The 19,353-nt window shown below is 73.2% G+C and carries 19 protein-coding genes and 2 pseudogenes; 11 read left to right on the top strand and 10 right to left on the bottom strand.

The genetic code is table 11. From position 1 onward, the window contains the following. Window positions 1–114: 114 nt before the first annotated feature. Entirely contained in the window at window positions 115–819 is a 705-nt protein-coding gene (locus AB5L52_RS38350) for an MBL fold metallo-hydrolase (protein ID WP_369367958.1), read from the bottom strand. Window positions 820–881: 62 nt separating this feature from the next. Further along, window positions 882–2,237, bottom strand: a complete 1,356-nt coding sequence (locus AB5L52_RS38355) for a dipeptidase (RefSeq protein ID WP_369367959.1) — start codon at window positions 2,235–2,237, stop codon at window positions 882–884. Between the two features lie 131 nt (window positions 2,238–2,368). On the opposite strand from AB5L52_RS38355, the gene AB5L52_RS38360 reads away from it, so the two are divergent. Then, entirely contained in the window at window positions 2,369–3,610 is a 1,242-nt protein-coding gene (locus tag AB5L52_RS38360) for a geranylgeranyl reductase family protein (RefSeq protein ID WP_351020248.1), read from the top strand. A 64-nt stretch (window positions 3,611–3,674) separates the two neighbouring features. Here the strand turns inward: AB5L52_RS38360 and AB5L52_RS38365 are convergent, their stop codons facing one another. Further along, complete coding sequence (locus tag AB5L52_RS38365) at window positions 3,675–4,124, bottom strand: nitroreductase family deazaflavin-dependent oxidoreductase (RefSeq protein ID WP_369367960.1); 450 nt, start codon at window positions 4,122–4,124, stop codon at window positions 3,675–3,677. 127 nt (window positions 4,125–4,251) lie between these two features. On the opposite strand from AB5L52_RS38365, the gene AB5L52_RS38370 reads away from it, so the two are divergent. From AB5L52_RS38370 to AB5L52_RS38380, 3 genes are all read left to right on the top strand, one after another. After that, complete coding sequence (locus tag AB5L52_RS38370; RefSeq protein WP_369367961.1) at window positions 4,252–4,938, top strand: TetR/AcrR family transcriptional regulator; 687 nt, start codon at window positions 4,252–4,254, stop codon at window positions 4,936–4,938. Window positions 4,939–5,059: 121 nt separating this feature from the next. After that, window positions 5,060–6,280, top strand: coding sequence for a sensor histidine kinase (locus tag AB5L52_RS38375; protein ID WP_369367962.1), 1,221 nt, complete (start codon window positions 5,060–5,062; stop codon window positions 6,278–6,280). Continuing rightward, window positions 6,277–6,942, top strand: a complete 666-nt coding sequence (locus AB5L52_RS38380; RefSeq protein ID WP_351565208.1) for a response regulator transcription factor — start codon at window positions 6,277–6,279, stop codon at window positions 6,940–6,942. Before AB5L52_RS38375 ends, AB5L52_RS38380 begins: the two co-directional genes overlap by 4 nt. Here AB5L52_RS38380 and AB5L52_RS38385 read toward each other — a convergent pair. Continuing rightward, entirely contained in the window at window positions 6,903–7,187 is a 285-nt protein-coding gene (locus AB5L52_RS38385; RefSeq protein ID WP_351020258.1) for a DUF6332 family protein, read from the bottom strand. The genes AB5L52_RS38380 and AB5L52_RS38385 overlap by 40 nt on opposite strands. 71 nt (window positions 7,188–7,258) lie before the next feature. Beyond that, on the bottom strand, window positions 7,259–8,749 hold the full coding sequence (locus tag AB5L52_RS38390) for an MFS transporter (RefSeq protein WP_369367963.1): 1,491 nt from the start codon (window positions 8,747–8,749) through the stop codon (window positions 7,259–7,261). 85 nt (window positions 8,750–8,834) lie between these two features. Here AB5L52_RS38390 and AB5L52_RS38395 point away from each other — a divergent pair, with 85 nt between their 5' ends. Beyond that, window positions 8,835–9,233 carry a MarR family transcriptional regulator gene (locus AB5L52_RS38395; RefSeq protein WP_351020260.1) on the top strand — a complete coding sequence of 133 codons (399 nt, stop codon included), beginning with the start codon at window positions 8,835–8,837 and terminating at the stop codon, window positions 9,231–9,233. Window positions 9,234–9,258: 25 nt separating this feature from the next. On the opposite strand, the gene AB5L52_RS38400 is transcribed toward AB5L52_RS38395, so the two are convergent. Both AB5L52_RS38400 and AB5L52_RS38405 read right to left on the bottom strand, forming a co-directional pair. Beyond that, complete coding sequence (locus AB5L52_RS38400; protein WP_369369036.1) at window positions 9,259–10,056, bottom strand: maleylpyruvate isomerase family mycothiol-dependent enzyme; 798 nt, start codon at window positions 10,054–10,056, stop codon at window positions 9,259–9,261. Window positions 10,057–10,059: 3 nt separating this feature from the next. Continuing rightward, a pseudogene (locus AB5L52_RS38405) lies at window positions 10,060–11,220 on the bottom strand (MFS transporter); the annotation flags it as partial. 393 nt (window positions 11,221–11,613) lie between these two features. Between AB5L52_RS38405 and AB5L52_RS38410 the strand changes: the two are divergent. Continuing rightward, a complete protein-coding gene (locus AB5L52_RS38410; RefSeq protein WP_351020264.1) occupies window positions 11,614–12,009 on the top strand; it encodes a luciferase family protein in 396 nt (131 codons plus the stop codon). A gap of 143 nt (window positions 12,010–12,152) precedes the next feature. Here AB5L52_RS38410 and AB5L52_RS38415 read toward each other — a convergent pair whose 3' ends face one another. After that, window positions 12,153–12,932, bottom strand: a complete 780-nt coding sequence (locus tag AB5L52_RS38415; RefSeq protein ID WP_369367964.1) for a DeoR/GlpR family DNA-binding transcription regulator — start codon at window positions 12,930–12,932, stop codon at window positions 12,153–12,155. 167 nt (window positions 12,933–13,099) lie between these two features. Here AB5L52_RS38415 and AB5L52_RS38420 point away from each other — a divergent pair, with 167 nt between their 5' ends. Both AB5L52_RS38420 and AB5L52_RS38425 read left to right on the top strand, forming a co-directional pair. Next, window positions 13,100–13,981: an SIS domain-containing protein gene (locus AB5L52_RS38420; RefSeq protein ID WP_369367965.1), complete on the top strand. Its 882-nt coding sequence runs from the start codon at window positions 13,100–13,102 to the stop codon at window positions 13,979–13,981. 25 nt (window positions 13,982–14,006) lie between these two features. Continuing rightward, window positions 14,007–14,864, top strand: a complete 858-nt coding sequence (locus AB5L52_RS38425; RefSeq protein ID WP_351020270.1) for a class II fructose-bisphosphate aldolase — start codon at window positions 14,007–14,009, stop codon at window positions 14,862–14,864. A gap of 60 nt (window positions 14,865–14,924) precedes the next feature. On the opposite strand, the gene AB5L52_RS38430 is transcribed toward AB5L52_RS38425, so the two are convergent. Beyond that, window positions 14,925–16,058, bottom strand: coding sequence for a methyltransferase (locus tag AB5L52_RS38430; RefSeq protein ID WP_369369037.1), 1,134 nt, complete (start codon window positions 16,056–16,058; stop codon window positions 14,925–14,927). A gap of 80 nt (window positions 16,059–16,138) precedes the next feature. Between AB5L52_RS38430 and AB5L52_RS38435 the strand changes: the two genes are divergently transcribed. The 3 genes from AB5L52_RS38435 to AB5L52_RS38445 are packed head-to-tail and all read left to right on the top strand — an operon-like array spanning window position 16,139 to window position 18,792. After that, window positions 16,139–16,783 (top strand): alpha-ketoglutarate-dependent dioxygenase AlkB, encoded by a 645-nt coding sequence (locus AB5L52_RS38435; RefSeq protein ID WP_369367966.1) that lies wholly within the window; start codon window positions 16,139–16,141, stop codon window positions 16,781–16,783. Between the two features lie 48 nt (window positions 16,784–16,831). Beyond that, complete coding sequence (locus AB5L52_RS38440; RefSeq protein WP_351565182.1) at window positions 16,832–18,070, top strand: ROK family protein; 1,239 nt, start codon at window positions 16,832–16,834, stop codon at window positions 18,068–18,070. Further along, a complete protein-coding gene (locus AB5L52_RS38445) occupies window positions 18,067–18,792 on the top strand; it encodes an NUDIX domain-containing protein (protein ID WP_351565180.1) in 726 nt (241 codons plus the stop codon). Before AB5L52_RS38440 ends, AB5L52_RS38445 begins: the two co-directional genes overlap by 4 nt. On the opposite strand, the pseudogene AB5L52_RS38450 reads toward AB5L52_RS38445, so the two are convergent. Then, window positions 18,777–19,353: pseudogene (locus AB5L52_RS38450) on the bottom strand (LysR substrate-binding domain-containing protein); the annotation flags it as partial. The gene AB5L52_RS38445 and the pseudogene AB5L52_RS38450 overlap by 16 nt on opposite strands.

Below are 19,353 nucleotides of genomic sequence, written 5' to 3' on the forward strand. Positions count from 1 at the left end.
CGGCACACGTCCGCCGACGGTGGCCGAAAGCCGTGCCTCCGTGTCCAGCCGCGTGGACCGGCGACTGATGGATGCCGACCGGCGATTGCGATTGCTGGATGCTGTGCCCCGCGTTCATCGGGCGCTCGCCGCCTTGCGCAGCGCGGCGGCCGCGCCCCCGACGACCGCGTCTCCATGGCCGAAGCACGCCACGTCCGCGTCCAGCTCGGCCAACCGGTCGAGCGAGGCGAGGAGTTGGGGGCGGTCGAGGTTCAAGACGCCCGGGATCACGGTACCGTCGGCCGGCGAGGCCGCCACCGTGTCCCCGGTGAACAGCACGCCCTGCGCGGGCAGGAACAGAGCGATGCTGCCGTCGGTGTGGCCGGGTACGTGGAGCACCCGGGCGCCGCCGCCGACGTCCAGTACATCGCCGTCGGACACCGTGGTGACCGACGCCGGCGGCACCGGTGTGCCCGCGGGCAGGAGCTCGGTCGCCGCCGCGTGGATCGGCAGCTCCCACTCCTCGAACCGCGGGGGCGGACCGGGGAGTTCACCGCGGATGAACGGCGCCTCCAGCCGGTGCACCAGCACCTCGGCACCGCTGAGCGCGGCGAACTCGCCCGCGCCGCCCACGTGGTCCTCGTGGAAGTGGGTGAGCACGATCCGTCGTACGTCCCCCGGCGCGTGCCCCAGCGCCGTGACCGCGTCGGCGATCGCGCGGCCGGCGCCGATCGTGCCCGCGTCTATCAGTGTCAACGCGTCGTCGTCGCGCCAGAGATAGGCCTGGCCCACGGGGAAGCGGAGGAGGTGCAGGCGGGGGAGCAGTTCGATGACGTCCATGCGCCGACCGTAGGCAGCGCCCCCGCCCGCGGGCGAGGGCGCTCTGCCGTCGGCAGAAGGGTTCAGCCCGCCGCGTAGTTGCGCAGGAACAGCGCCTCGGCGACCGAGAGCCGCTCCAGTTCCTCGGGGGACACGCTCTCGTCGACCGCGTGGATCTGTGCCTCCGGCTCGCTCAGGCCGATGAGCAGGATCTCCGCCTGCGGGTAGAGGCGGGCGAGGGTGTTGCACAGCGGGATGGAGCCGCCCTGGCCGGCGTACTGCATGGTCTCGCCGGGGTAGGCGACCGCCATCGCGTCGGCCATCGCCTGGTACGCCGGGCTGGAGGGGTCGGCACGGAAGGGCTGGCCCTGGCCGATCTGCTCGGTGGTGACCCGGGCGCCCCAGGGTGTGTGCGCCTCGACGTGCGCCTGGAGCAGTTTGGTCGCCGCCGCGGCGTCCACGCCCGGCGGCACCCGCAGGCTGATCAGGGCACGGGCGCTCGACTGCACGGACGGGGTGGCGCCGATGACCGGCGGGCAGTCGATGCCGAGCACGGTGACCGCCGGGCGGGCCCAGATACGGTCGGCGATCGAGCCGTCACCGATCAGCTCCACGCCGTCCAGCACCCTGGCGTCCGAACGGAACTGCTCCTCGGTGTACTCCAGGCCGTCCCACGCCGCCGTCGCGTCGAGCCCGTCGACCGTGGTCGAACCGTCCTCGGCGCGCAGCGAGTCCAGCACACGGACCAGCGCGCCCAGCGCGTCCGGGGCGGCACCGCCGAACTGGCCGGAGTGCAGATTGCCCGCGAGCGTGTCGACGGCCACCCGGACCAGGGTCATGCCGCGCAGCGTGGTGGTCACCGTCGGCAGGCCGGCGCGGAAGTTGCCCGCGTCGCCGATCACGATGGTGTCCGCGGCCAGCAGCTCCGGGTGCTGCTCGGCGTACCGCTCCAGGCCGCCCGTGCCCTGCTCCTCCGAGCCCTCGACGATCACCTTGACGTGGACCGGGACGCCGCCGTTCGCCTTCAGGGCGCGCAGCGCGAGCAGGTGCATGAGGACGCCGCCCTTGCAGTCGGCACTGCCGCGGCCGTACCAGCGGCCGTCACGCTCGGTCAGCTCGAACGGCGGAGTGGTCCAGCCGGCCTCGTCCAGCGGCGGCTGCACATCGTAGTGCGCGTAGAGGAGAACCGTTTTCGCACCCTCCGGGCCCGGCAGAAAGCCGTACACGGACTGGGTGCCGTCCGGGGTGTCCAGCAGGGCCACGTCGGCGAAACCCTCGGCGCGCAGGGCGTCGGCGATCCAGTGCGCGGCGGCCTCGCTCTCGCTCTTCGGGAACTGCGCGAAATCCGCCACCGACTTGAAGGCGACCAGTTCGGCCAGCTCCGCCTTGGCCTGCGGCAGCAGCGAGGCGACGGTCTCGGCGACCGGATTCGACGACATGGGCACGCTCCTCGTGGGTGCGACGTTGTACGGGGTGATAGCCCCGATACTCCCACAGTGGCCTGCGACGACGGCCGCCGTAGGATGCGAGGGACACTACGGCAGCGGCTGGATCGGAGCAGTAGACCATCGTGAGCGGCGAGAACTCTTCGGCGGACGACGTGCAGCGGGTGTGGGACGTCGTCGTGGTGGGCGCGGGACCCGCGGGGGCCTCGGCCGCCTATGCGGCCGCGGTCGCGGGACGGCGCGTGCTGTTGCTGGAGAAAGCCGAGTTGCCCCGCTACAAGACCTGCGGCGGCGGCATCATCGGCCCCTCGCGCGACGCGCTGCCCCCCGGCTTCGAGCTGCCCCTCCGCGACCGGGTGCACGCGGTCACCTTCTCGAACAACGGCCGCTTCACCCGCACCCGCCGCTCCAAGCAGATGCTGTTCGGGCTGATCAACCGGCCCGAGTTCGACCAGCAGCTGGTCGAGCACGCCCAGAAGGCGGGCGCCGAGCTGCGTACGGGCGTCACGGTGCAGCGGGTCGAGCAGCACGGCTCGGCGGTCCCCGACCGGCGCACGGTCGCCGTCGTCCTGCAGGGCGGTGAGACGGTGCTGACCCGCGCGGTCGTCGGTGCCGACGGCAGCGCCAGCCGCATAGGGGCGCATGTCGGTGTGAAGCTGGACCAGGTGGACCTCGGTCTGGAGGCGGAGATCCCGGTCCCGGACTCGGTCGCCGAGGACTGGAAGGGGCGGGTCCTCATCGACTGGGGCCCGATGCCCGGCAGTTACGGCTGGGTGTTCCCGAAGGGCGACACGCTGACGGTCGGGGTGATCTCCGCGCGCGGCGAAGGCGCCGCCACCAAGCGGTACTTGGAGGACTTCACGGCCCGCCTCGGTCTGTCCGGTTTCGAGCCGACCGTCTCCTCCGGCCATCTCACCCGCTGCCGCGCCGACGACTCGCCCCTGTCCCGGGGGCGGGTGCTGGTCTGTGGTGACGCGGCCGGGCTGCTGGAGCCGTGGACCCGCGAAGGTATTTCCTTCGCGCTGCGCTCGGGCCGGCTCGCGGGGGAGTGGGCGGTCCGCATCGCCGAGGCCCACGACGCGGTCGACACGCGGCGCCAGGCGCTGAACTACGCGTTCGCGATCAAGGCCGGGCTCGGTGTCGAGATGAGTGTCGGCAGGCGCATGCTGACCGTGTTCGAGAAGCGTCCCGGACTCTTCCACGCGGCCCTCACCGGCTTCCGCCCGGCGTGGAAGGCGTTCCGGGACATCACGCAGGGCTCGACCTCGCTGGGCGAGATCGTCCGCTCCCACCCGATCGCCCAGCGCGCCCTGACCGCGCTGGACCGCGGGGAGGCCGTCCCGGCGGAGGAACCCGTCGGCTCCTGACCGCTCGGTGCGTGACGACTCGGACCGCGACGGCTCAGCTTGTGACGATTGGGCTCGTGACGGCTCAGCTCGTGACGCTGATCCGGAAGACCGGGTGGTCGGGGGCGATACGGCGCAGGTCCGCGTCCGGGGAGTCGGCGCCGACGCCGTTGAAGAAGACACCGACCTCCGCCTTCCAGCGCTTGAGGTAGGCCCGCAGCAGCGGGATCTTGTCGTCGTCGGCGACCTCGGTGGCGGTGAACACGTCCACGGTCTTGCCGAGCCGCAGCTCGCCGCCGCCGGCCGCCCGCATGTTGCGGGTCCACTGGACATGGCCGCGCGGCGCGAGCAGGTACTGCTGCCCGTCCACCGTCAGCAGGTTGACCGGAGTGGTGCGCCACTCTCCGCTCTTGCGTCCGCGCACCGCGAGGACCCGGGAACCCCAGACGCTCATGCCGCGCCGGGTGAGCCAGGCGACGGCCCGGTTGAGGACGTTGACGGTGAGCCAGCCGGGCTTCTTGACGTGTGTCGACATGACGACCCCCACGATTCGGGAGAGCGGTGCTCTCGCTTGACTCCAGTGTGGAGCAGAGCGCCGCTCCAAAGCAAGAGCAGCGTTCTCTTTTGTGTGCGATGCTCTCGCTGCGTGGCATACTGCTGGCATGAGCACTGCACAGGGCGCCCGCGCACGGGCTCGGATCGCCGTCACGGCGGCCATCAAGGACGAGGCCCGCAGGCAGCTGGCGGACGAAGGCGCGGCCAAGCTCTCGCTGCGGGCCGTCGCCCGCGAGCTGGGCATGGTCTCCTCGGCCCTGTACCGCTACTTCCCCAGCCGGGACGAGCTGCTCACCGCCCTGATCATTGACGCCTACGACTCCCTCGGCGAGGCGGCGGAGCAGGTCCGGGACGCCACAGCCGACGCCGCTCCGGTGGCCCGATGGACCGCGGTGTGCGAGGCGGTGCGCGCATGGGGGCTCACCCACCCGCACGAGTACGCGCTGATCTACGGCTCGCCCGTGCCGGGCTACGCCGCCCCCCAGACCACCGTGCCGGCCGCCGCCCGCATCGGTTTCGTCTTCCTCGGCATCGTGCGGGACGCCCGCGAGCGCTTCGGCCTCGCGGACCTCGCCCTCCCCGCAGGGCTGCGTCCCGAGGCCGAGCGCCTGACCGCCGAACTCGCTCCCGAACTGCCCCCCGAGGTGATCGCGGCCCTGGTGGCGGCCTGGGCCCAGCTGTTCGGGCTGGTGAGCTTCGAGCTGTTCGGCCAGTTCAACAACCTGGTCGAGGACCGGGAGGACTTCTTCCGGTACGCGGCGACGGGGCTGGCACACACGGTGGGCCTGCGCTAGGCGGGGCGGGCGGCCGGGCGCTGCACCTCGCCGTGCCCGGCGCCGTACTTCCCGGGGAGTACGAGTGATCACCTCGCTCGGCTGACGCCCTGCCCTGCCGCCGGCGTCTAGCGTGGCGGTCATGGAAGAGCAGCGCGCCCCCTCGCACGGGTGGCGGTACGGGCCGCCGTGGCGCGGCGCCCCGGACGGCGACGGGGCGGAGCCGCACCACGCCCGCCGGCCCTGGCGCTCGACCGTGCTGCTCACCGCGTTCGTCCTGGTCGGCACCAACTTCGCGGCGCACAGCCAGCCGCTCCGTGTGCCGCTCGATCCGTACGCGCGCGTGCTGCTGCTCGTCGCCTCGGTCCTGCTGCTGTGGCGGCACCGGTACCCGGTGGCGGTGGCCTTCGGCACCGCGACGGTGACCCTCGCCTACTTCGCCGCGGGCTACCCCTACGGGCCGGTCTTCCTGACCGTCGCCGTCGGCTGCTTCAGCGCCGTCGTCGCCGGGCACCGGCGGGCCGCCTGGGCCTCGGTCGGCCTGCTGTGGTGCGGGCACACCCTGATCGCCCTCTGGCTCTACCGCTGGCTGCCGCCCGCGGGCGACAAGGGCGCCGGCCTCACCCAGGAGATCGTCATCGCCACCTGGGTACTGGCCATCGTCGCCCTGTCCGAACTGGCCCGGATACGGCGCGAACAGTGGGCGCGGGAGCGTGCCGACCGGGCGCAGGCGGCGCGGCGCCGCGCGGACGAGGAACGGCTGCGGATCGCCCGCGAGTTGCACGACGTCCTCGCACACAGCATCTCCGTCATCAACGTCCAGGCCGGCATGGGGCTCGCACTGCTCGACAGCGACCCCGAGCAGGCGCGGGCCGCGCTCACCACCATCAAGGCCGCCAGCAAGGAAGCCCTCGGCGAAGTACGCCAGGTCCTCGACACCCTGCGCACGTCCGGCGCCGCGCCGCGCACCCCCGCGCCCGGCCTGGACCGGCTGCCGGAGCTGGTGGCGCAGGCGGCCGCCGCCGGACTGACCGTGCGGATCGAGGGCGAGCCGCCGCAGCTGCCGCCCGGTGCCGACCTCGCCGCCTTCCGTATCGTGCAGGAGGCCCTGACCAACGTCGTACGGCACTCCGGATCGCGGCACGCGCGCGTGCGCTTCGCCCACGACGGCGACGCGCTGCGGCTGCGCATCGACGACGACGGTCCGGCCACCGGCGCCGACGCCGGGGGCAGCGGGAACGGGCTGGCCGGCATGCGGGAGCGGGCGGCCGCGCTCGGTGGCACGATCGAGGCGGGCCCGCGCCCCGACGGCGGTTTCCGGGTGCTCGCCGTACTGCCGTCGCACCTCAGGGAGGACCAGTGATCCGGGTACTGCTCGCCGACGACCAGTCGCTGGTGCGGGCCGGTTTCCGGGCGTTGCTCGACGCACAGCCGGACATCGAGGTGGCCGGAGAGGCGGCCGACGGCGAAGAGGCGCTGCGCCTGGTGCGCGAACTGCGGCCGGACGTCGTCCTGATGGACATCCGCATGCCCCGGCTGGACGGTCTCGCCGCGACCCGGCGCATCACCGGCGACGCGGAGCTGCAGGACGTGAAGGTGGTCATGCTCACCACCTTCGAGCTGGACGAGTACGTCTTCGAGGCGATCCGCTCCGGCGCCTCCGGGTTCCTGGTCAAGGACACCGAACCGGAGGAACTCCTGCGCGCGGTACGGGCGGTGGTGCAGGGGGACGCGTTGCTGTCGCCGGGCGTGACCCGCCGGCTGATCGCCGAGTTCGCGGCCCGTTCCAAGGAACCCGCGGCGGCGGACGCCCTCGGCCGGCTCACCGAGCGGGAACGGGAGGTGATGGCGCTCGTCGGCATCGGCCTGTCCAACGAGGAGATCGCCCGCCGGCTGGTGGTCAGCCCGCTCACCGCCAAGACCCATGTGAGCCGCACGATGGTGAAGCTGGGCGCGCGGGACCGCGCCCAACTCGTCGTGCTGGCCTACGAGTCGGGGTTGGTGCGGCCCGGCTGGCTGGGCTGAGCCGTCTGCCGGAAACGCACCAGCACGCTCACCACCCGGGCCACGAACACGAGCACCGCGACCGCCATGCCGAGCCGCACCAGTATCTTGGCCGGCAGGTGCGGCAGGTCGAAGAGAAGCGCGGGGCCGGCCACGGCTCCGAACAGCACCGCCGCCGCGAAGGTCGCGCTCGCCAGCGCATAGCCGATCTCCACCGTCGCCGCGTCCTGTTGGGCTTTGGTACGGCGTCCCCCGTATGCGTACATTCCCCCAGCTTCACAGAAGCGCGCCCGGCGGAGCAACCAGCTCCGCCGGGCGCGCACTTGGAGGCTTCCCCCTAGTCGCGGACCGCGACGCGTTCCGCTTCCGCCTCCTTCACGGTGGACCTGGCGACCACGAGCGACGACTGGGTACGACGGCCGCGCAGTCCGGTGAGGGTGATCAGCAGGCCCGCCGCCGCGATGCCCGTGACGACCATGAAGCCGGGCCGGTAGCTGTCGAGGACGGCCTGCGGGGTGGCGTGCGCGGGGGCGGCCGCGGTCACCACGGCGGTGACCACCGCCAGGAAGATCGCGCCGCCCACCTGTACCGAGGTGTTCAGCAGCCCGGAGACCATGCCCTGCTCGTGGTCCTCGACCCCGTTGGTGGCCTGGATGTTCAGCGAGGGGAAGACCAGCGCGCAGGCCGCGCCGATCAGCAGCATGGACGGCAGGATCACGGCCGCGTACACCGGGTCGAGGTCGACGCGCAGGAACAGCGCGTAGCCGAGGACCATGAAGGCGAAGCCGGCCGCGATCAGCCGGGGCGTGCCGAACCGGTCGACGATCGCGCCGACCTTGGTGGAGGACACCGCCACCAGCGCGCCCGCCGGCAGGAACGCGAGCGCCGTGTGCAGCGCCGACCAGCCGAGCAGGGACTGCATGTACAGCGTCGTCAGGAACTGGAAGCCGACGTACGAGCCGAAGAAGGCGATGGCGCCGAGCTGGGCGCGGACCTGGCTGCCCGCGCGCAGCACGCCCAGCCGGACCAGCGGGCTCGGCGAGCGCCGCTCGATGAGGACGAACGCGGTCAGCAGTACGGCGACGGCGAGGAAGGACAGCAGCGTACGGGCCGAGGCCCAGCCGGCCTCGGGGGCCTGGACGACGGTGAAGACCAGCAGCAGCATCGACGCGGTGCCGAGGACGGCGCCGGGGATGTCGTAGCCGTCGTGGTTCTCCTCGCGGGCGCTGCGCGGCAGCAGCCGCAGGCCGGCGAGGAGCGCGAGCAGGGCGATCGGCGCGGGCAGCAGCATGGTGAAGCGCCAGCTGGCCTCGGTGAGCAGGCCGGAGAGCACCAGGCCCATGGAGAAGCCGGTGGCGGCGCAGGTGGTGTAGATGGAGAGCGCGCGGTTGCGCAGCGGGCCCTCCGGGAACGTCGTGGTGATGATCGACAGGCCGGCCGGTGCCGTGAAGGCCGCGCTCAGACCCTTGATGAAACGGCTGGCGATGAGCAGCGGACCCGAGTCCACGAGCCCGCCGAGCAGCGAGGCGAGCGCGAAGACACCGAGTGCGACGAGGAACACCTGACGCCGGCCGAGCAGGTCGGCGGTGCGGCCGCCGAGGAGGAGCAGGCCGCCGTAGCCCAGGATGTAGCCGCTGACGATCCATTGCAGCGTCGACGTGGACAGATGCAGGTCCGAGCCGATGGACGGCAGTGCGACGCCCACCATCGACACGTCCAGCGCGTCCAGGAACATCGCCGCGCAGAGCACCAGCAGGGTGCCCCACAGCCGGGGGGTCCAGCGGACCAACGGGGACGGGGCCGCGGAGGGGTTGAGCGGAGAGGTCATGGCGATAAGACTACATGCGTATGCATTGAATGCAAATGCATTTAATGCCGATGCAATAATCTTGTTTCTCTGCTACGGTGCGCCCATGGCGTCGAACAGGGCCGAGCAGGCGCTCGTGGAGCAGTGGCGGGACATCCTCGCGCTGCACGCCCGCACCCAGTGCGAGCTGGACCGGGAGCTGCACGGACACGGCCTGTGCGCCAGTGACTTCGAGGTTCTCGACCTGCTCGCCGAGGGCGCGGTGACGGACGGCGGCTGTGCCTTCCGCGTGCAGGAGATCTCCGAGCGCGTCCACTTGAGCCAGAGCGCGCTGTCCCGCCTGATCGGCCGCCTGGAGAAGGACGGCCTGGTCGAGCGCGCCATGTGCGCCGAGGACCGGCGCGGGGTGCGGGTCGCGCTCACGGCCAAGGGGCGCGCGCTGCACGGCGAGGTGCGGCCCGTGCAGCGCGCGGTGCTGGCCCGGATGCTGGCCGACGCCGACTGACGGGGCGCCGGCGGTCGGCCGCGGGTCAGATGCCGCCCTTCTCCTGCCACAGCGCGGCGAGGGAGCGGTCACCGGACACGCTCGGCACGGCCCTTCGGTTCCACAGCGCCAGATACAACTCCTCGGCGGGACCGGACAGTTCGGCCGCGGCCTCCCCGTTCGCCGCCCGCTCGGTCACCGGCGGCTCGGCCGTCAGCCGTACGGTCCACACGGCGTCCGCCCCCGCGTTCAGCGCGCGCACCCGCAGCACCCGCGGCTCCTCGGTACGCATGCGGCTCCTGGAGCGGGCATGGAAGCCGCGCAGCAGTTCGTCGATGCCGTCCACCGCGAAGTCCGGCGCGATGGGGGATGCCGTACCCCCGCGTGCCGCCTCCGCGTCGTAGCGGTGGACCGTCGTCTCGTGTGCCTGCCGGCGGGCCCAGAACGCCAGCGGGCTGGGTGCCGGAAGGAAGGTCCAGCACTCCACGTCGGCGGGCGCGGCGGCCAGGGTGTCGACCAGCAGCCGGTGACTGTCCCGGTACCAGTCCACCAGCTCGGCGCCGTTCAGGTCCGGCGCGTCGTCCAGGGGGTGCGGCGCGGTGAGTCCGTCGGCGACGAAACCGGCGGCCCAGCGGTGCACGGCGCCGATGTGCCGCAGCAGGTCCCGCACCTGCCACTCCGGGCAGGTGGGCACCTTGGCGTCGGTCCCCGCGGCCTCGGCGGCCGCCGCGAGCAGTCGGCCCTCGCGGTCCAGGGTGTGAAGGAAGTCGGCAGTGTCCATGGGGGTGAGTCTGCCGGATGAAGTGCGGTCGAAGGAGTGCCCTTTCCGGGTCAAACTGCCCATCGTCCGCCGTGTGGCCACTCCGATGACCGCGGCGACGGCGGCCAGCGCCGCCACGCTGGTGAGTGCGGCCGGCAGGGAGAACCAGTCGGCCATGAACCCGATCGCGGGCGGTCCGAGGAGCATGCCCCCGTAGCCCAGCGTCGAGGCGACGGCCACGCCGGACGGACCCGTCAGCGCGCCCGCCCGCTCCACGGCGACCGGGAAGAGGTTGGCGAGCCCGAGCCCGGTGACGGCGAAGCCGATCAGCGCGGCCCACACGGAGGGCGCGAGCGAGCCGAGCAGCATGCCCGCCGCCGCGACGGTGCCGCCCGCGATCACGGTACGGGCCCGGCCGAGCCGTTCCAGGAGGGTTGTGCCGGTCGCCCGGCCCACGGTCATGGCCAGCGCGAAACACGAGTACCCGGCCGCCGCCACACCGGAGGACGCCGTGAGGTCCTGCTGGAGGTGGAGCGCGCCCCAGTCGGCCATGGCGCCCTCGCCGTAGGCGGTGCACAGCGCGACCAGGCCGAAGACGAGGACGAGCCCGCGCTGCCCGGTCCGTGCTGTGCCCTGCCGCTCCGCGCGGTGCGGCGACGGGCGTGCTTCCGCCGGTGCGGGCGGCTCCTGGCGCAGCAGGGTGCGTCCGGCGACGGCGGTGACGACGAGCCCGACGACGGTGAGGGCGAACAGATGCCGGGTGGGGGAGAGCGCCCCGGCGACCAGCCCGCCCAGGCCGGCGCCGGTCATGCCGCCGAGGCTGAACGCGGCATGGAACGTGGGCATGACCGGCCGCCGCAACGCGGCCACCAGGTCGACGGCGGCGCTGTTGAAGGCGACGTTGATACCGCCGTAGGCGGCTCCGAAGACGAGAAGGACGGCGCCGAGGGCGGGTGCGGAGTGGGTCAGCGGGGGCAGGCTGACGCTGAGGGAGAGCGCCACCGCGCATACCACGGTGACCGGATGGCTGCCGTAGCGACGGCACAGCCGCCCGATGAGGGTCATGGTGACGACGGCACCGGCGGAGACACCGAGCAGGGCCAGCCCCAGATCGCCGGCGGAGGCGTTCGTCTGCTGCTTGATGGCGGGGATCCGGACCACCCAGCCCGCGAAGATGAAGCCGTCGAGGGCGAAGAAGGTGGTGAGGGCGATGCGGAGGCGGGTGAGATCACGGCCGGCATCCGGCACGACACTGTGCGAGCGGAGTTTGTTTATTTGCGGCACAAACTCAGGCTAGGCGGGGATGCGGGGGTGCGGCAAGCGCGAGGGGCGAGATGAGGGCCGGGGTTGGGGACTTCTCCGCGGTCACCGGCTTCGGCGACAGTGGTCCTTCCTCGCCCGCGCGACGGTCTGGTTCCGGACACTCCTTGACCGGGGTCCGTGTGCGCGCGGGTTGACCGACGCGGCCATGACCTGCGCCGACTTGCGCACGTCCGGGATGGCGAGGGCGTCAACACGGCGTTCCGCATGTCCTGTTCGGGTGCTCCGGGGGCGCACGTGCCCGGTCAGCGGCGGGAAACGGGTTGGTTAATGCTTGCTCACGAGCTGGTTGCCGAAGGGTGAGCGGGCCATGATGAGCCCATGACGTTGGCCTCGCGCGCGCTCGCGCAACTGGCGACCTGGCCCGACCTGAGGCAGGCGGCCCCGAGCTGCGGCCTGGGACAGGCGGTGAGTTCGGCCCAGGGCGAGATCGCCCACTTCCACTCGGACCGCGATGTCGATCTACGGCTGACCGACCGGGCGATCAGGCGGTTCGCCAAGGACCTCAGGGGCTCGGGTGCGATCAGGATCGTGCCCGGCTCGCAGTGGGTGACGCTCCGCCTCGATGCGGCGAGCGACGTCGACCTGCTGCTGACCCTGGTGAGCGTGGCGCTGCAGGCCCAACAGGCCTGGCCCGACCCGCTCGACAGACCGCCGACCGGCTGCAACGACCAGCGCGGCGCGGGCTTTGTGAAGGCCGACCTCAGCCGTCTCTGAGCCGGGCGCCCGCGAAAACTCCGTGCGGGCCGGCCTCGGCCGCATCCGGGCCGGGTGACCTGCGACGACTTCGGCGCGGCCGACCGCAGCCGGGCCGGTCCTCCGCGATGCCGCCGGCCTCCCGTCGCACCGGCGGCCTTCCGTCACGCCGTGCGGACCCGGACGCCGGCCTCCTCGAAGCGGCGTACCGTCTCCTGCTCCACCGCCGTGTCCGTCACGAGCGTGTTCACCAGTGCCGTGTCGCAGATACGGGCGAACGCCCGCCGGCCCAGCTTGCTGGAGTCCGCGGCGACCACCACTCGCTCGGCGCGCTCGCACAACAGCCGGTTGATCGCGGCCTCCGCCTCGTCATGGGCGGCCGCGCCGTGCACGGCATCGAACGCGACGACACCGAGCACCGCCACGTCGAGGGTGATCTGCCCGAGCACCCCGTCCGCGAGCGGGCCGATGAGTTCGTACGACTGCGGGCGTGCCACCCCGCCCGTCACCACGATCTTGAACTGGGGCCGTACGGCGAGCTCGTTGGCGATGTTGAGCGCGTTGGTGACGACGGTCAGCGGGGGCGAGCCGGTGGACAGATCGCCGCGTACGGCCAGGGCGCGGGCCACCTCCGTGGTGGTCGTACCGCCGGTCAGCCCCACCGCCTCGCCGGGGGCGACGAGTTCGGCCACCGCCTTGGCGATGCGCTGCTTCTCCGAGGCGCGCCGGGCCGTCTTGTAGCGCAACGGGAGTTCGTACGACACCCCGTGCACCACTGCTCCGCCCCGGGTGCGCACCAGCATCTGCTGCTCGGCCAGCTGGTCGAAGTCCCGGCGGATCGTCGCCGCCGACACCTCCAGCTCGGCCGCCGCCTGCTCGACCTCCAGCCGGCCGCGCTCGACGAGCAGTTCCAGCAGCGCCTTCCAGCGGGCGTCCCGGGACATCCGGACCTCCGTTCTCCGGCCGTTCCTCGGCCGTTCCCCGGTCGCTCGCCGACCGCACTCCGACTCCTCGGCGACCCTAGCGCACCCCAGCTGCGCTCAAATGCTTGATTGTGTTCGAAAGCTCGCTGTATCTTGCAAGAACAATCAGATAGGGGGAGGGTGTGGGCATGACTCATGTCGAGGACGAGCTGAACAGCCAGCCGGAGTGCTGGATGCGGGCGGCCGAGGCGGCGGGGCGGCACCGGGACGCGCTGCCGGAGCCGGGAGAGCGGGTCGCGATCGTGGGGTGCGGGACCTCGTACTTCATGGCGCAGGCGGTGGCCGGACTGCGGGAGGGCGCCGGGCAGGGCGAGACCGACGCGTTCGCCGCCTCCGAGTTCCCGCACGGGCGGTCGTACGACCGGGTCCTCGCCCTCACCCGCTCCGGTACGACGACCGAAGTACTCGAACTACTCGGGGAGTTGAGGGGACGGACCCGTACCACCGCCGTCACCGCCGACCCCGGCACTCCCGTCATGTCCGCCGCCGACGACCTCGTCGTGCTGGACTTCGCCGACGAACGCTCCGTCGTCCAGACCCGCTTCGCCACCACCGCCCTCACCCTCCTGCGCGCCCATCTCGGCCTGCACACCGACTCCGTCGTCGCCGACGCGCGCACCGCCCTGTCCACTTCTCTTCCCGAAGGACTCGTCGGCTGCACCCAGTTCACGTTCCTCGGGCGCGGCTGGACCGTCGGGCTCGCCAACGAGGCCGGGCTGAAGATGCGCGAGGCCTCGCTGTCCTGGACCGAGGCGTACCCGGCGATGGAGTACCGGCACGGCCCGATCAGCGTCACCACCGAGGGCACGGCCGCCTGGATGCTCGGCGCGGCACCCGAAGGGCTCGCCCAGCAGGTGGGGGCGACCGGCGGGCTGTGGATCGACGGCGGACTCGACCCGCTCGCCGAACTCGTCCGCATCCAGCGGCTCGCGGTCGCCGTCGCGGCCGCCCGCGGACTCGACCCCGACCAGCCGCGCCACCTCACCCGCTCCGTGATCCTCGCCCTCTAGAGTCCACGCTCCGGAAGGACCCCCCGTGCCCCTCGCGTCCACCGGCGAGCTGGTCACCGCAGCCGCCCGCACCAGATCCGCCGTCGCCGCGTTCAACGTCATCACCCTGGAACACATCGAGGCCGTCATCGCCGGCGCCGAGCCGGCCGGTGCGCCCGTCGTCCTCCAGGTCAGCGAGAACGCCGTCAAGTTCCGCTACGGCCGGCTGCTGCCGCTGGCCCGCGCGGCCGTCGCCGCCGCCGAACGGGCCACCGTACCCGTCGCGTTGCACCTGGACCATGTGCAGAGCGACAGCCTGCTGCGCCAGGCCCTCGACGCCGGGTTCAGCTCGGTGATGTACGACGCGGCCCGGTTGCCGTACGCCGACAACCTCTCCGCGACCCGGGCCGCCGCCGACTGGGCGCACTCCCAAGGGCTGTGGATCGAGGCCGAGTTGGGCCAGGTCGGCGGCAAGGACGGCAGGCCTCCGCTGGACGCCCACGCGCCCGGCGCCCGCACGGACCCGGACCAGGCCCGCGACTTCGTGGCCGGCACCGGCGTCGACGCGCTCGCCGTCGCCGTCGGCAGCGTGCACGCGATGACCACCCGCACCGCCACCCTCGACCACGGCCTGCTCAAACGGCTGTCCGCCGCGCTGCCCGTCCCGCTCGTCCTGCACGGCTCCTCCGGCGTGCCGGACGACGCACTGGTCGCGGCGGTCGCCGGCGGCATCGCCAAGGTCAACGTCGGCACGGCCCTCAACATGGCCATGACCGGCGCGATCCGGGAGTTCCTCGCCGCCCATCCGGAGGCCGTCGACTCGCGCAAGTACCTGAGCGTGGGGCGGGAGGCGATGGCCCACGAGGTACGGCGCATCATCGGCGTGCTGTCCGGGACGGCCTAGGTCCTGTCGTCAAACTCCCGTCGTCCGCCCGGAGGGCAGACGGGAGTTTGACGACAGGACCTAGTCCTTCTTCACGGCCCTCAGGATCACGAACTTCGGGTCGCCGGCGACCAGTTCACTGTTCCCGAACAGCCGCCGCAGCGTCACGTGATAGCCCAGGTGCCGGTTGCCGACCACCCACAGCTCGCCGCCCGGCCGCAGCGCCCGCTTCGCCCCGGTGAACATCCGCCGGGCCGTCGCGTCGGTCGTCGCCTGGTGGGAGTGGAACGGCGGGTTGTTCAGGACCAGGTCCACGCTGCCGGGGGCGACCCCGGCCAGCCCGTCGCCGACCCGGAACTCGGCGTGCCCGGGCACCCCGTTGGCCTTGTACGTCGCCTCCGCCGAGGCCACCGCCTGGAAGGACTCGTCCACGAACAGCACCTCGGCCGACGGATCCGCCAGCGCCACCGCCGTACCGACCACGCCGTTGCCGCACCCGAGGTCCACCACGCGGCCCGCGCCCGGCCCGGGCAGATGCCGCAGGAAGAACCGGGTGCCGATGTCGAGCCGGTCGGCACAGAAGACGCCCGCGTGGTTGACGACCGTGCGCCCGGAGACCGCCCCGATCCCGTCCGGGAGGGTGTAGCCGTACGGCCACGGGTTCACCGGCCGATCCAGCTCGGGGTCCGGGGTGCAGAAGATCAGCCGGGCCTTCTGGCGGGCCAGCGAGGTGCTGGTCGGCCCCAGGATCCGCTCGAACAGCCGCAGCGTGGAGGTGTGGATCTCCTTCACCATCCCGGTGCCGACGACCACCGTGTCCGCGTGCACCGCGGGCGCCAGCCGCAGCAGCTGGTCCTCCAGCAGCGCCAGGCTCTTCGGCACCCGCACCAGCAGCACGTCCACCCGCTCGGGCGGCGGATCCTGCGTGGTCAGCAGCTGTACGGCACCGGGCTCGACACCGGCCCGCGCCAGATTCGCCCGCGTCGCCTCCTGACTCAGGAAGGAGTCGGTGAGCTGTGTCGGACGGTGCGCCGCGAGCGCCGTGACCAGCGCGCCCCAGCGGTCCCCGAGCACCACGACCGCGCCCGTGAGCGGCACCCCCTCCTCGGCCAGATGGCGCAGCAGGTACGCGTCGGAGGCGTCCCAGGCACGCAGCCGGTCGCGCGGGTCCTCGGGGAAGCGGGCCAGCTCGATCTCGCCCCACGGTGTCGTCATACGGTCGCTCATCGTGCCTCCCAGGCTAGCGGAGCCGCAGCTCAGCAGGGGTGGGGCGGGCTTGCGGCACGATGGAGCGTATGGACGCGGAGCTGTTTGCCCGGGAGCGCGCGGAGGTCGCGCCGGGCGCCGTGCACGTCCCGGACTGGCTGGACGCCGGCCGGCAGCGCGACCTGCTCGCCGCCTGCCGGAAGTGGGCGCGGCCACCGGCCGGCCTGCGCACGGTCCGCACCCCGGGCGGTGGCACGATGACCGCCCGGCAGGTCTGCCTCGGCTGGCACTGGTACCCGTACGCCTACGCCCGCACCGCCGTGGACGGCGACGGCGCCCCCGTGAAACCGTTCCCGGACTGGCTCGGCGCACTGGGCCACCGCGCCGCCGAGACCGCGCTCGGCCCGCAGCAGCCGTACCGGTACGACATCGCACTGATCAACTTCTACGACGGCGACGCCCGCATGGGCATGCACCGCGACAGCGACGAGCGGGCGGACGCGCCGGTGGTGTCCCTCAGCCTCGGCGACACCTGCGTCTTCCGCTTCGGCAACACCGAGACGCGCACCAGGCCGTACACCGACGTGGAGCTGCGCAGCGGTGACCTGTTCGTCTTCGGCGGGCCCTCCCGGCTCGCCTACCACGGCGTGCCGCGCGTACACCCGGGCACGGCCCCGCCCGCGCTGGGCCTCACCGGCCGCCTGAACATCACCCTGCGGGTGAGCGGCCGGTAACCGGCGCCCCGGGCCACCACAGATACGGATCATGGGAGACTCGCCCTCATGAGCGGCAAGGCGGAGCCCCGGACGGCGGGGGAGAGGACCACCTCCAGAGCGCGGCTGGACCGAGGGCGCGGCGCGCTCGGACCCGCGCTGGAGCTGGTGCACACCGGGCGGGCGCCGACCCGCGCCGTACTCACCGCGGAACTCGGCGTCACCCGGGCGACCGCGGGCGCGGTCGCGGCCGAGCTGGAGGCGCTCGGGCTGATCCGGGTGGACGCCCGCCCGGCCGCCGCGGCCGGCTCCCAGGGGCGGCCCTCGCACCGCCTGGAGGTCGCCGAGGACGGGCCGGTGGCGCTCGCCGCGCAGGTCCACGCCGACGGCTTCCGGGCGGCCCTGGTCGGCCTCGGCGGACGGATCGTGGCGACCTCGCCCGGCTGCGAGACCGTCGACGCCGACCCGGCCAAGGTGCTCGGCTCGGTCGTGGAGGCGGGCGCGGAACTGCTGCGCACGACCGGCCGCCGCTGTGTCGGCGCCGGCCTCGCCGTACCGTCCGCCGTGGCCGAACCCGACGGCCTGGCCCTCAACCCGCTGCACCTGGCCTGGCCCGTCGGCGCCCCCGTCCGGCGGACCTTCGCCGAGTGCGTGCGCGCGGCCGGCATCACCGGACCGGCCTTCGCGGGCAACGACGTCAACCTCGCCGCGCTCGCCGAGCACCGGCACGGCGCCGGCCGTGGCGCCCGGGACCTGCTGTGCGTGGCCACCGGACACCGGGGCGTCGGCGGCGCCCTGGTCCTGGACGGCCGCCTGCACACGGGCAGTTCGGGCCTCGCTCTGGAGGTCGGCCACCTCACCGTGAACCCGGAAGGACGGCCCTGCCACTGCGGCAGCAGGGGCTGCCTGGACGTCGAGGCCGACCCGCTGGCCCTGCTGGTCGAGGCCGGCCGCGAGCCGGGCCCCGAGGTGTCCCTGCTCCAGCAGGCCGACGATCTGCTGCGCACGCAGTACGCCGACCCGGCCGTCCGCCGGGCCGCCGAGGCCCTGATCGACCGCCTCGGCCTGGGCCTCGCCGGCCTCGTCAACATCCTCAACCCCGACCGCATCATCCTCGGCGGCCTGCACCGCACCCTCCTGGACACCGACCCCGACCGACTGCGCGCGGTCGTCGCCGACCGCAGCCTGTGGGGCCAGAGCGGCGGAGTGCCGATCCTGCCCTGCACCCTCGACCACAACAGCCTCGTCGGAGCCGCCGAACTGGCCTGGCAGCCGGTCCTGGACGATCCGCTGGGGGCCCTGCGGTGACCGCTGCGACCGTGGAGATCCTGCCCGCCGGGCGCATCCGTCTGGTCGAGACGGAGCTGCCGCGGCTGTCGGAGCGGCACCGTGCGGAGATGGACCGGGTGTGGGAGGAGGCCGTACGGGCGAACCCGGCCCTCTTCGACGGCCCGGTGGCCGCCCTCACCGCGTCGGCGCGGGACGCGGCGGACGGCCTGGTGCTGTCCTGGGCCCGGGCGAGCTACCGGTACCGCGCGCTGCGGAAGGTGCCCGGCGCGCCCGTGCTGTCGTCCCTGTTCGTGTCCGTGCTGCAGCCCAGCTCCGACGGCCGCCTGATGGTGGGCCGGATGGCGCCCTCGACCTCCGCCCCGGGCCGCTGGCAGCTGCCCGGCGGAACCGTCGAACCCCCGGACGGAGAGGGCGAGTTGGACCTGACGGTGCTGTGCGCGCACGCGGCCCGGGAACTCGCCGAGGAGACCGGCTCCGACACCCCGGCCGACGGCCTCACCCCGTGGCTCACCACCCGGGGCGGGCGCGGCGACGTCGGCATCATGTTCACCGCCCCGCCGCGCCCCGCACGGGAGTTGCACGACCGCTACGCGCAGCTGGTGCGCTCGGAGACCGCCCAAGGCGTGGAACCGGAGCTGGACCGCGTCGAGTTGATCGGCTCACCGTCGGATCTGGACGGGCTCGAAGGACCGCACGTCGACTATCTGCGCCCCGTCGTACGCCGCTACACCGGGTCCTGAGCCGTCAGGCTCCACAGCGCCGCCACCAGGGGCCGGCGCAGGTCCGCTCTGCGGATGCACAGCCCGATCGGGAACCGCTCCGGGGCCGGGTCCGCCGCAAGGACGGTCAGCCGGTCGCGGACCGCGCTGTTCTCCAGCACCAGCCGGGGCACCACACCCGTGCCGCAGCCGAGCGCGACCAGGGTCAACAGGCCCTCGTGGCCGTCCGGTTCGCAGACCGCCTCCGGCAGCCGGCCGCGCGCGGGAACCAGCGGTCCGCCGCGTCGCGCACCAGCCCCGGCGGGGCAGCACGAACGGGCCCGAGAGGCCCGGGTCCGGGCGGTCGCGAGCGGTCACCAGGACCAGGCCGGTGACCGCGACCGTCCGGCTCACCAGGGGATCCGGCAACCGCGCCGGAACACCCGCCGCCACGTCCACCTCGCCCTCGTCCAGCCGGGCCAGGGCCGCCGCCGCATCGCCGGTGCGCAGATCCAGGCGCACCTGAGGATGCGCGGCACGCAACGGCGCCAGCAGGTCCGGCAGCAGCGTCTGGCACGCGGTCACGGTGGCGAAAACCGCCAC

It is taken from the genome of Streptomyces sp. CG4 (genome assembly GCF_041080655.1).
Classification (GTDB): domain Bacteria; phylum Actinomycetota; class Actinomycetes; order Streptomycetales; family Streptomycetaceae; genus Streptomyces.